The sequence below is a fragment of the Streptomyces sp. NPDC093225 genome (genome assembly GCF_044753805.1).
Taxonomy (GTDB): Bacteria; Actinomycetota; Actinomycetes; order Streptomycetales; family Streptomycetaceae; genus Streptomyces.
In genome coordinates this window covers 55731-67726 of record NZ_JBIVNX010000007.1, presented here as the reverse complement: position 1 = coordinate 67726, position 11996 = coordinate 55731, and the positions used below count along the sequence as shown (strand labels likewise).

Annotated in this window: 9 protein-coding genes; 6 read left to right on the top strand and 3 right to left on the bottom strand. The window is 73.0% G+C overall.

The features are described 5' to 3' along the window. Nucleotides 1–104: 104 nt before the first annotated feature. Nucleotides 105–665: an inositol oxygenase family protein gene (locus tag ACIQCH_RS09335; protein ID WP_402579844.1), complete on the bottom strand. Its 561-nt coding sequence runs from the start codon at nucleotides 663–665 to the stop codon at nucleotides 105–107. 325 nt (nucleotides 666–990) lie between these two features. Between ACIQCH_RS09335 and ACIQCH_RS09330 the strand changes: the two genes are divergently transcribed. After that, nucleotides 991–1164 carry a hypothetical protein gene (locus ACIQCH_RS09330; RefSeq protein WP_234331949.1) on the top strand — a complete coding sequence of 58 codons (174 nt, stop codon included), beginning with the start codon at nucleotides 991–993 and terminating at the stop codon, nucleotides 1162–1164. A gap of 66 nt (nucleotides 1165–1230) precedes the next feature. Here the strand turns inward: ACIQCH_RS09330 and ACIQCH_RS09325 are convergent, their stop codons facing one another. After that, entirely contained in the window at nucleotides 1231–6084 is a 4854-nt protein-coding gene (locus ACIQCH_RS09325) for a hypothetical protein (RefSeq protein WP_402579645.1), read from the bottom strand. Between the two features lie 164 nt (nucleotides 6085–6248). On the opposite strand from ACIQCH_RS09325, the gene ACIQCH_RS09320 reads away from it, so the two are divergent. The 5 genes from ACIQCH_RS09320 to ACIQCH_RS09300 all read left to right on the top strand — a co-directional run bounded on the left by ACIQCH_RS09320 (nucleotide 6249) and on the right by ACIQCH_RS09300 (nucleotide 10377). Then, nucleotides 6249–6926, top strand: coding sequence for a hypothetical protein (locus ACIQCH_RS09320; RefSeq protein WP_402579643.1), 678 nt, complete (start codon nucleotides 6249–6251; stop codon nucleotides 6924–6926). Between the two features lie 48 nt (nucleotides 6927–6974). Continuing rightward, the gene (locus tag ACIQCH_RS09315) at nucleotides 6975–7970 is read left to right on the top strand and encodes an NAD-dependent epimerase/dehydratase family protein (protein WP_402579642.1); all 996 of its coding nucleotides are present in this window, start codon (nucleotides 6975–6977) and stop codon (nucleotides 7968–7970) included. Between the two features lie 83 nt (nucleotides 7971–8053). Then, on the top strand, nucleotides 8054–8677 hold the full coding sequence (locus tag ACIQCH_RS09310) for a GNAT family N-acetyltransferase (RefSeq protein WP_402579640.1): 624 nt from the start codon (nucleotides 8054–8056) through the stop codon (nucleotides 8675–8677). Between the two features lie 98 nt (nucleotides 8678–8775). Further along, entirely contained in the window at nucleotides 8776–9363 is a 588-nt protein-coding gene (locus ACIQCH_RS09305) for a TetR/AcrR family transcriptional regulator C-terminal ligand-binding domain-containing protein (protein WP_402579638.1), read from the top strand. Nucleotides 9364–9744: 381 nt separating this feature from the next. Further along, entirely contained in the window at nucleotides 9745–10377 is a 633-nt protein-coding gene (locus ACIQCH_RS09300) for a hypothetical protein (RefSeq protein WP_402579636.1), read from the top strand. Nucleotides 10378–10421: 44 nt separating this feature from the next. On the opposite strand, the gene ACIQCH_RS09295 is transcribed toward ACIQCH_RS09300, so the two are convergent. Next, nucleotides 10422–11927 carry a lipase maturation factor family protein gene (locus ACIQCH_RS09295; protein WP_402579634.1) on the bottom strand — a complete coding sequence of 502 codons (1506 nt, stop codon included), beginning with the start codon at nucleotides 11925–11927 and terminating at the stop codon, nucleotides 10422–10424. Nucleotides 11928–11996 lie beyond the last annotated feature (69 nt).

Sequence of the window (11996 nt, the reverse complement as noted above, 5' to 3'; positions counted from 1 at the left end):
TGCGCGGTCGGCCGGCCGCCCCGGCCGACCGCGCACGCACGGACCCCGGCGCCCCACGGCACGTACGCCCGGCGCCGCGCCCCACGGCTCCTACCCCCGGCGCCTCACGGCGCGTACGCCCGGTCCGCGACGAGTTCCAGGACCGGCCGCCAGTCCTCCATGTCGCCGGCCGCCAGGCCGACGACCTTCCCCGCGTCGTCGGCCTGCCGGAGTATCACCGCGGCCGCCGCGTCCGGATCGGCCTCGAACGCCGCCACCTCGGCCGGCCCCATCACCCCGCCCTGGAACCGCAGGGTCAGCGCGCTCTGCGCCGACAGCGGCCGCCCCGGCTCGACCGCCGCCAGGTACCGCTTCGCCGGCACGTGCAGTCGCACCAGCCGCGCGACACGCGCTCCGAGCAGGTCCTGGACGGCCGCCGCGCCCGTCTCGGCGTGGCCCGCGTCATCACCCGGACGGAGCAAGTGCCCCAGGTCGTGCACGAGTCCCGCCACCTGGAGCTCCTTGTCGGCCGGGTGCGAGCGGCGGAGCAGGTGCGCGGTCTGCAGCGCGTGGTCGTACAGGTCGACGGGGTCGCCGCTGCGGTCGGGCGTGTCCCATGCGCCGCGGCAGGCGTCCAAGAGATCCACGAGTTCCGCGACACTGCGTACCGCGCGCACCTCACGCATGCTGGTCTCCGCCACGACGAGTCCCTTCCGAAGGCCGTCCGTCCGTCCACCGGGGCGAGCAGATCACGGTCGGGTGAACACTCCGAGGTACGGGACGCTGAACTCCCGGCGACCAAGTGAAAACAGGCTGGAACTCATCCCTCCCTCGAGGGAGACCCGTTCAACGATCGAGCGGATCTACGCTCAAATGTGTACGCTGAGGCACACGGACGGCTTCACCAGGCCGCAGCCGTAGCGAACACGAACGGCGCCACCGCGACCGGATCACCCATCCACCCGGCCCGCGGCCGCACCCGACGGGTCACGCGACATGAAGGAGTGCGCGGTGTCACCTGAGTTGAAGAAGCATGATCAAGTCCTGACCGAACGCACCGAGCGGCCCGTCCGCCGGTCCGACGAGCTCGGCAGCCTCGAGGTGTGGGCCCGCTCCGCCCCCATCCGGCTGGCCGGGTACGAGGACGACCTCGCCGAGCCCCACATCCTCCCGGGCATCGACTGACGTTCCCGAACGACGCCGCCCCCGCGACCCGACCGGCGCGGGGGCGCCGCCACGCGGCACCGACGGCTACGGCAGCTCGACGTCGAACCCCTGCCGCGTCGGTACGACCCGGAAGCCGAGGGTCTCCACGGCGGCCTTCAACCCGCCCTTCCCCTGCTCCTTGCGGAACCGGTCGTACGCCTCCAGGCCGAAGGTGCTCTGCAGTGCCTGCCCGAGCTCCAGCGAGCTCAGCGGACGGTCCTCGCTCCGGGCCCGCCGCAGCAGGTCGTGCACAGCCCTCTTGAAGTCCTCCGGACCGCCGCGGCCGCGCGGCCGTGAGGCCAGGGAACGCAGCACGGCGGGGTCGACGCGGTACGGCCCCGGGGTACGGGCCGGGGCGGCCCGGACGACGTCCCCGGCCGACTCGGCTCCCGGGTCGGCGGCCGGGGCCACCGGGGCCGCTCCGGCGACGGGGGCTGCGGCGGCGAGGCCGGTGCCGGCGCCGGGGAGGAGCAGTGCCGGCTTCGACGCGCCCGGGGGCGGGAGCGCGCCGAGCGGCTCCGCGTTGGTCAGCGCCTCCGGCGTCTCTCCCGGATAGGTGGGCTCCCAGGCGCGCAGTCCCTCGTAGCTGAATCCGAGGTAGAACTCGACGGACTCGTTCACGTCACGGGTCTGCCGGAACCGGTTGCGGGGGGTGAAGAAGGCCGGCAGCTGGCTGCGGGCCACCCTCAGCCGTCCGGACTGGGGACTCTTGATCTCCTCGATCACACCGCTCACGCGTGCGAGCTCCTGCGGACGGCTCCAGAACCCGCTCGGCCCGTAGCGCTGCCGGCCCATCTCGCTGAAGTGCACCAGCGGGTGCTGCCGCGAGCTGCTGCCGAACCACTCGAAGCTCCACTGCCTGCGGTGCTGCCGGCTCAGGCGCTTGCACTCCTCGAGGTAGTAGCGGATGCGGTCCTCGTCCTGGGCGTCCCCGCGGTGCCAGATGACGAAGTGCAGGATGTAGAGGTAGTAGTTCGCGTCGAGGCTGTTGCGCTCGGACGCGAACCATGCGAGACGCTCCAGCGCGTGCGTCTCCGAGTACTCGGGGATGCGCCGGTAGGACTGGAACCACAGGCGCAGGTCCGCGTCGGTGGCCCGCCCGCTGTCGACGGACGCGCCCGTCATCTCGGCTATGGTGCGGGCCTGCTCCACCGGGAGCCGGGACCAGTCGCGGCCGCCCTTCGCGTACAGCGTGCGGGCGATGGCCACGTCCACCTCGGGGTTGTCCTTGCCGCGGCTGCGCAGTTCCTGCCACTGCTCCACGAGCCGCTCGACGTCGCCGTAGAGCGCCGTCAGCTTGTTGTCGAGCTTCTGGTAGTACTGTCCCTCGGCGTTGAGGTTCCGGAGGTTGTCGAGGAGCTCCTCGGCGCGCCCGATCTGCTCGGTGACCCAGACGGCCGTGCTGTCGTCGCCCTCCATGAAGTCCGCCAGGCTCTCCTCGCCCGAGGTCTTCCACAGGCGCTCCACGACCGTGGCGATGAGCTGGATCGGGGTCGACCACGTGAATTCCGTGTTCTTGAACTTGCTGGCGGCGGTGAACGCCTCCATCGCGAGGTCGAACAGCGGCTCGACCTCCGTGAGGAGCTCCTCCGGGGTATGCCCTCCCGTGGTGTCCCGCAGGATCTGGTTGAGCTTGTTCTCGATCCAGAACCGCCGCACCATGCCCAGGGTGTGCCAGTGGGTGGCGTCCCGGCCGTGCGACTTCTCCACGGCCTTGAGGACGAATCCCTCGGCCTTGCCGAAGTCGGTCTTGACCTTGTAGATGGCGAAGCGGCCCCGGTGGTTCCAGAAGTGCGCGTTGTCCGGGCACTGCGTGGTGAGCACCTCGAACACCTCGGCGCCGGCTTCCTTCGACATGGACTCGATGAGCTCCGAGAAGTTGTCGGGCTTCTGGCCGTAGCCGGACGAGCTGGTGCGCCGGGTGAACAGCTCGTTGAGCAGGCCCGTCGTCGTCATGTTGTTGGGGCCGAGCAGCTTCGTCGTCTTCCGGATGAAGTCCACGGAGATCTTGCCGAGGCCGTAGCGCTCGCCGTCGAACTCGCCGCTCAGGACGGACTCCGCGATCAGGGGGTGCAGCAGGCGCAGGGCGCCGCGCTCGGTGACGACCAGGTGCCGCAGGTCCGGGCCCAGGAGCTCGGTGAGCTCCGCGTCGGTCAGCGGCGAGTAGAGCGGTCGGTCGTGCCCCAGCCAGGCGTCGACCATGACGATCGGCAGCCCGCGCTCCTGGCCGTAGCGGGTGAGGAGCGCGAGGTGGCGGGCCAGCTCCTTCCGTTCCCGGGTGAGGCCGGTGAAGTGGTTGCGGACGTAGGAGGCGATGCCTTCGAACTGCTCCTCGTACACGCACAGGCCGAAGAAGAACGGCGAGAGCTTCGGTGCGGCCACGACGTCCCCGGCGTCCGTGGCGAGGCCGTCCAGGAGCCGGCGCGCCCGGTCCGTTTCCGCGCGTTCCCGGAACTTCTGCAGGAAGCGTTCGCGTTCGGTGCCCTGGAGCGGGTCCAGCAGCTTGTGCTTGGTCTCCTTGCGGTCGGCGTTGGTGCGGTTGACCCACAGCAGCACGGCACGGGTGTTGCTCTGGGCCAGGGAGTGGACCAGCTCGTCGCGGTCGTACTCCGGCAGGATGGCGGACTCCGCGATCACGAGCGCGGGGAATCCGGTCTCCTGGTAGATCTCGTCGATCCGGTCGGCCGTCGTCTCCGAGTACTGCCTCAGGAGCACGGTCGGATAGCTGCGGTGCAGGTCCCACGCCACGCGGCGGGCCAGCGTGGTACCGCCCGCGCCCGGGGAGTGGTCCAGGTGGACGGTGGCGAGCTGGTGGTCGCTCAGGCGCTGCGTCACGTCCTTGAGCAGGCCGGGATAGGCGTCCCGCCGGACGTCGATGGGGATCTCGAGCTCGTGCCAGGTGGGCGGTCGGCCGCGCCAGAACTCGTCCGTGAGCTGCTGGGTGCCCTCCGTGCCGGACAGGATCTCGGAGTGCAGCACCTCCAGGTCGACCGACAACCGGTGCAGATCGGACCATTTGAGGGCCCAGCGGCGTCCTTCGAGGCCCGGCAGCGACGGCGTCGAACCGCTCCCCTCAGGGGGCAGGGATTCGGCGACCACGCCGAGGAACGCGTCGATGTCGAACCCGTCCACGGCCGGGGCCTGGGCGAGTTCGAGGAGCTCGGTGATCCCGTCGTACCGCTCGTCGATGTACTCGATCACCGAGTCGATCTCCCCGTCGTGCGCCCCGGAGCGCAGGACCAGGACGGCCGCCGACTGGTGCGGGGTGCCCTCGTGGGTCTCGTCGATGAGCTGCCGTACCCGCTGGAGGTGACCGCGGCGGCGCCACAGCCGGTCCGAGTCGGTGGCCGGCTCGTCGTGGGTCGTCCAGCCGTTGGCCATGAGCCAGTTCGTCGCGTTGCCGGGCGGTACGGGCATCCGGTTGGCGCCGAAGACGCTGACGTGGCGGCGATCCGCGAGCTCGGGCACGACCACGCTGGACAGGCCGTCGCCGTCGCTGTCCGGATCGAGGTCGATCACGGTCGCCCAGCCGCAGTGCGCCAGTGCCGACAACTCCGGCCTGGAGGCGACCTCGTCGGCGATCAGGAACAGGTCGATCCCGCCGTGCGTCTGCCGGAACGGCTTCCAGCGGCGCAGCGCCTCCTGCGCGGTGACCGGCTTCGCCCCGGTGGCGGCGGCCGCCCCGGCGGTGCTCGTACCGATCTCCGCCGCGATGTCGACCCACAGCTCCTGGTGGTGCTCGCGCAGCAGCAGGCGCGCGGCCCAGCCGGCGCTGGCCAGCGCGGCGCGCCGCAGCGCCATGTCGTCCAGGGGCTTGGCGGCCCAGTTGAGACCGGCGGCGATGCGGGCCATGAGCAACTGGCGGCGCCACACGTCCACGCGCTTGTGCTCGCGGGACATCAGCACGCCGTCCGTCTGCCCGCGGATGCTCCGCAGGAGGCTGACGAGCCCGGAGTCGTTGAAGTCCAGCTCGACGGGCACCGTGAGCTTCTCGTCGTCGAGCCGGGCGAGCAGCGGGAGCACCCGGCCGCTGGTGGAGCCGCCCAGTCCGAACAGCAGGGCGGACAGCTCCAGGTAGGCGTGGTCGTACAGGAGGGGCGTGGGCACGTCCCAGTTGACGTCGATCAGCCAGTACGCGAGGTCCTTCGTCAGTCGGGAGCCGCGTACGAGCACGTTGCGCAGGTGCAGGTCGCCGTGGGCCGGCCCCCGGAAGCAGGGCATGTTCCCGTCGGCGACGCCGAGGGTGGGGTGGAGCATGACCAGCGGGTCCGGCAGGAGCTCGCCCTCGTGGCGGAAGACGTGGCCGGTGCGCTGGAGCCGGCCGAGGACCTCGCGCACGCGGGCGCCGCGCCGGTCCTCCGGGAAGTCCTGGCCGAGCCACTCGCGCAGCACGGTCCCGACCGTGCCCTGGTAGTCGGGCGCTCCCGCCGCGTCCAGTTGTGCGCCGAGCAGTTCGCGGGCGGCCCGTCCGCAGGACTCCTCGCGGTCCTCCGCGTCGACGTGGTCGGCCGAGCGCAGCCGGTCGAGGCTGAATCCCGCGATGTCGTACACGTCGACGCTCGCGCCCGCGACCTGGAGCGAGCGGACCAGCTGCGGGAGCCGCGTGCGGCCGAACTCGCCCAGCCCGGCGGCGAAGGCGTGGTGGGCCGCGGCCTGGGAACGCCCGGTGGAGAAGCCCGCCTTGAGGATGTACTGACCGTTCAGGACCGGATCGCCGGTCCGGCCCGGTTTGTTGCCGATGTCGCAGAGCATCACCCGGGCATCGGTGTAGCCGCCCGCGAGTGCCTTCACGATCTCGACCGAAGCATGACCCGGTAAGTGGTTGCGCAGCAGTGCCAGACCCGACTCCAGCAGGTCCTGGCCGGAGCCCTTGTCGCTCTCCGCCGAGTAGTTCTCCATACGGGAAGGCTACCGACGCGGCCCCCGCAACTCACCGGTCGCGACGGGATCCGTTGCGATGGCCGCGGGCGCGCGGCACCCTGTCATCGGCGCAGCGCGGCAGCCCGAACGTCGAGCCGGGCGGGGCCCGTCGGCGGGTCGGCCGCGGCAGGGGGGAGTCACCCGTGGAGGCACTGGTCGTCGCCGTCATCGGCGTGTGCGGGACGCTGTGCGCGACGTGGATCGGCCAGCGCAGCGCGGAACGCGCGATGGCGGCGGAGCGGAGCACCGCGGAGCGGCTGCGCCGGCTCGACGAGAGCGCTCGGGCCGCGGAACGGATGTCGGACCTGCGCCGGGCGAGCTACATCGCCCTCAACCAGGCCGCGCGCCGCTACTTCGGTGTCCTCAACGACGCACTGCACGCGCTGCCGCCGGACCGGGGCGCGCCGGACGGGAGCGCGCCCGCGCCGGACGGGCCGGAGCCGGACGGCCCGGAGCCGGACGGGCGGGCCACCGAGCTGGACGGGCGGGCCACCGAGCTGGACGAGGTGCGGGCCGAGTACCGCGCCTGCTACGCGCAGGCGCAGATGGTGGTGCCGGACCCCGTGCTGGCGGTGGCGTCGGCGGTCAACCGCGAACTCAACCAGGCGTACGGGATCGTCAAGCGCCTGCAGAACCGCGCCCGGCGGGAGGCCGACGGTCCGCAGCGGATCCGCGCCCACCTGGACGCGGCCCGTGACGGTCTGCACGAGCTGCGCCGGGAGATGCGCTCCGACCTCGGGGTCGCCGGGTTCACGTCCCCGCGACGGCCGCCCGACGCGGTGCGGGGGACGGACCGTTCCGCCGAGGGCGATCTTCGCTGAGCGCGATCGCGGGTTCCGCCGGCCCGGTCCCCGGGGCAGTGTGGCCCCATGAAGCTGCTGATACTGGGTGGGACCGAGTTCGTCGGCCGCGCCCTCACCGAGGAGGCCCTCGGGCGCGGTTGGGACGTCACGGTGTTCCACCGCGGCCGCCACGCCCCGCCCGCGGGGGTCCGTTCGCTGCACGGGGACCGCACCGCTCCCGGCGGGCTCGCGGCCCTGGCCGAGGGGGAGTGGGACGCCGTCGTCGACACCTGGTCCGGCGCGCCGGTCGCGGTCCGGGACGCGGCCCGGCTGCTCGCCGCGCGCGCGGCCCACTGGACGTACGTCTCCAGCCGTTCCGTCTACCGGTACCCGACCCCCGCGGGCGCGGCCGAGGACGCCCCGGTCGTCGACTCCGCCCCGGACCTCGCCGAGGCCCCGTACGCCGAGGCCAAGCGCGGCGGTGAACTCGCGGCCGGGGCGGCGTTCGGACCGGACCGCACCCTGCTGGTGCGCGCCGGGCTGATCCTCGGGCCGTACGAGAACATCGGCCGGCTGCCCTGGTGGCTGGCCCGCACCGCGCGCGGCGGCCCGGTCCTCGCCCCCGGCCCGCACGGGCTGCCGATCCAGTACGTCGACGTCCGCGACCTCGCGCGGTGGACCGCGGACGCCCTCGCGGCCCGGCTGAGCGGCCCGTACGACCTGGTCTCCCCGCCGGGCCACGCCACCATGGGCGCGTTGCTCGACGCATGCGTCCGCACCACCGGTGACCGCGCCGAACTGTGCTGGACCGACCCGGAGACGGTCCTGGCCGCGGGCGTCGAGCCGTGGACGGACCTGCCGGTCTGGGTGCCCGAAGGGGCCGACCACGACGCCGTGCACGGCGCCGACGTCAGCCGGGCGCTGGCCGCCGGGCTGCGCTGCCGGCCGGTGGCCGAGACGGTCGACGACACCTGGGCCTGGCTGCGCTCCGTCGGCGGCACCGCGCCGCACCGGCCCGACCGCCCGCCGGTCGGGCTCGATCCACAGCGGGAGGCGGAGCTGCTGGCGGCCTGGGGGCGCTGAGGCCCGGGCCGGGACCCGCCGCCGGCCGAGGCGCCGGCACCCCGGCCGGCCGATCAAGATCACGTACAGGCAGAATGACCCCTATGCCCAGAGCAGAAGCACCCAAGACGGTCACCGTCGACGACGCGCCCCTGGTCGCCCGCACCCTGGCCCGGGCCTTCGAGGACGACCCGATGATGCGCTGGTTCTTCCCCGACGACGCCTCGCGCGCGGCGTCGCTGACCCGCTACTTCACGACCCTGTTCACCCGGCAGTACGTCCGGCACGGCGTGTGCGAGCGGACCGGGTCGGCGGCAGCGTTCTGGGTGGCCCCGGAAGCACAGGCCAAGGCGGTGCCCGACGGGGACACCATCGCGGAACTCATGGACATCCTCGGGGACCGGGCCCCGCAGTTCAGGGACGCCGTCGAGGCGGCCGCCGACCACGCCTCCCGGGAGCCGCACTGGTACCTCGCCGTCATCGGCGCCGACCCGGCCGCCCAGGGCCGGGGGCAGGGCGCGGCCCTGCTGCGCTCGGGACTCGCCCGGGCCGACGCGGCGGGCCTGCCCGTCTGCCTGGAGTCCTCGAAGCCCGAGAACCTGCCGTTCTACGCACACTTCGGCTTCGCGGTGCGCGCCGAGTTCCGGCTGCCGGGCGGCGGCCCGGCCCTGTGGTCGATGCGGCGCGCGCCCGGCGGCCGCCGGGCCGGTGTCGACGCCGACGCATGAGCACGTCGTGCGGGGGCCCGGTCCGACGCCGGGCCCCGTCCGCGTGCGCGGCGGCGACGGAACGCGGAGAGTGACGGGGCGTTGGATAGGATCCGGTCATGGCACCTCCGGATCCCTCCCGCCGCAGTGAGCAGGCCCGCCGGGCCATCGTCGCGGCGGCGTTCGACATCTGCGTCGAGCGCGGATTCGCCGCCACCACCATCGAGGCCATCGCCGCCAAGGCCGGCGTCGGGAAGACCACCATCTACCGCTGGTGGCCCTCGAAGGCCGCGATCCTCCTCGAAGGCGTCGAGATCCACCGGGACGCCTCCGCCCGGTTCCCGGACACCGGCGACATCATGGCCGACCTGGCCACCCAGACGGCCAACGTCATGGGGCTCTTCGAGAGCGACTTCGGCGCCGTCTGGCGGGGGCTGATCGCCGCCGCGCAGTCGGAGGAGGTGGCCGCGGAGGGCGTGCGCCGCATCCTGCGCGGGTCCATCGACGAGTGCGTCGCCCGCCTCGCCGCGGCCCGCGACGCCGGCCAGATCCGCCGGGACCTGGACCTCGAGCTGGTCGTCGAGCTCGTCTACGGCCCGGTCTACCACACGTGGCTCCTGCGGACCCGGCCCGTACCGCCGGACTTCATGCGCACCGTGCTGGCCGCCCTCGAGCCCGCGCTGGTGCCCGCCGCCGACCGCGCCTGAGCGCTCGGCCGAGATTGACATCGCGTTGCGCCTCCCTGCATAGTCGCAGCGTAACGACACGAAACGAAGCGTTTCGTCAGTCGGGAACCGCAGCTGCCCAGGACGTCCGACCCCGGGCGTCCTGCGTCCGCGCGCCGGGCCGCCGACCGCCGCACCGGCCGCCGCGGGCCGCACCGTGTGCCGCCGGACCCTCACGGGGGTGGGGTCCGGTGGCCGCGACGTGCCGCGACCCGCCGGCCCGCGGAGCCCCGGCGGTGAACGGCCCGTCCATACGACATTTATGAAACGTCCATCGGACCTCGACAAAGTGAACGTGCTGTGAAGCCGACGTCGCCGGGACCATCAGGGGGGCCGGCACCGACCCGCGAGGGAGCATCCGCCATGGCCACCGCATCGATCACCGGAAACGTCGTCACCCTGAACGCCCAGGGCGCCACCCCGCTCACGCTGGGCATGTCCCTGCAGCGCCACTCCTACCGCCACTGCGCCACGGCCACGGTCGCCGCAGAGGTCAACAGCCTGCTGCACGCCGGCATCGACGACGCCACCGTCATCGCCGAGGCCGTCGAGGTCGGCGTCCAGGTCGAGAAGCTGCTCGCGAAGGCCGACGGCAGCTGGAAGGCGCTGTTCGGCAAGACCCTGACGGTCGGCTCGGGCCGCACCTACCTCGTCGACAACAGCGCCCTGAACCCCAACGGCTCGCCCAACCACTTCTTCGTCACCGGTGGCGACGGCGTCTGGGCGAAGGTCTCCCAGGCCGACTACGTCGCGGCCCGCGACGTCCGCCGCGTCGAGGAGGCGATCGACGCGCGCCGGGGCCGGGGCGACACGTACGACTACCTGAACCCCAAGAAGCTCAACGAGAAGCGGGGCGAGCCCGGCGGCCAGGGCAACCCGGTGGTCGCGGCCGTGCAGGCGGCCCGCGTCAGCATCGCCGCGGCCTCCGCCGACGACACCGCGCTCATCGCCGCCTCGGGCCGCAAGGACCTCGTCGCCCTCATCCGCAACGCCTGAGCCGTCGGACGCCCGGACGCCCGCGCCCGGCCACGCGGACACCGTCAGTACACGTCCTCGTCGCCGAACTCGGCCTCGACCGCGGCGAGTTCCTCCGGCGTCGGCTCGTCCGTGCCACCCGGCTCGCGCTCCGCGGCGAGCCGGGTCGGCGGCAGGAAGTCCCGCAGCAGCCGGCGGTCCCACCAGGCCCCGGTCTCGCGCCGCTCCTGCCAGGTCGTGAACCGGTACCGGTACAGCCGCGCCCGCACGTACAGCGGCGGCGCGTCCGGGAACGGGTTGTGCCGCAGCAGCCGCAGCGTGTCCCGGTCGTTCACCAGCAGCCGGGTCACGAACGGACCGAACCAGTCCCGCGCGTAGCCGGGGGACAGGGCGGCGAACCACATCAGCCAGTCCAGCCGCAGGTGGTACGGGGCGAACTGGCGCGGCATCCGCGTCACGTCACCCGGTTTGCCCCTGAACTCGTACGCCTGCCAGTGGCTGTCCCGCCGCGGCAGCGGGTCGGACGTCCCCTCGACCACCACCTCGTCGCGGATCCGGCCGACCGTGCCGAAGGCCCCGTACGTGTTGACCAGGTGCAGCGGGTCGAAGGAGCGGTTCATCACCTGGCGCCGGGAGAGCAGGTTGCGCGCCGGGTGGTAGCTCAGGACGAGGACCAGCGCGGTCAGCGCGCAGACCAGCACCACGTACCAGACCGGCGTCCCGCCGAAGTCGGCACCCGTCCTGGCCGGCGCGCCCAGCCACGTGAAGTCCACGGCCGAGACGGCGAGCGTGATCGTGATCCAGTTCAGCCAGGCGAAGTTCCCGGAGACTACCAGCCACAGCTGCGTGCCGATGATGGTCAGCGCCGCGACCGTGGCCACCGGCTGCGGGGTGAGGAGCAGCACCGGCACCAGCAGTTGCACGACGTGGTTGGCGGCGCACTCCACCCGGTGCAACGGCTTGGGCAGATGGTGGAAGTACCAGCTGAGCGGGCCGGGCATGGGTTGCGTCTCGTGGTGGTAGTACAGGCAGGTCAGCCGGCGCCAGCAGGGGTCCCCGCGCATCTTGATGAGCCCCGCGCCGAACTCCACGCGGAAGACCACCCAGCGCAGCAGCCACAGCACCAGCACCGGCGGCGCGACATCGGCGTTCCCCAGGAAGACGGCCAGGAACCCGGCCTCCAGGAGCAGCGACTCCCAGCCGAAGGAGTACCAGGTCTGGCCGACGTTGACGATCGACAGGTACAGCGCCCACAACACCAGCCAGAGGGCCATCGCCGCACCCAGCGGCACCGCGTCGGCCGCGCCGGCCGCCACGGCCGCGGCCAGCGCCGCACCGGTCCAGGCGCAGCCGGCGAAGAGCCGGTCCGAGTAGCGCAGTTGGAACAGGCTCGGGGCGTGCCGGAACCGCACGTACGCCGTGTAGCGGGGGATCGGCAGCATGCCGCGCTCGCCGAGCAGCGCCCGGAACTGGAGGGCGGCGGCGGTGAACGCGACGAGGTACAGCCCGGCCAGGGCCCGCTGGAAGACCAGTCGGCTCAGCCAGTAGCCGGGTGCCGAGAACCAGTCCATCGTCTCCAGTATCCGTCCGGAGACCGTCTCGGGCGCCCCGCCGCCCGCCCGGCCCGCGCGCGCCCCGGT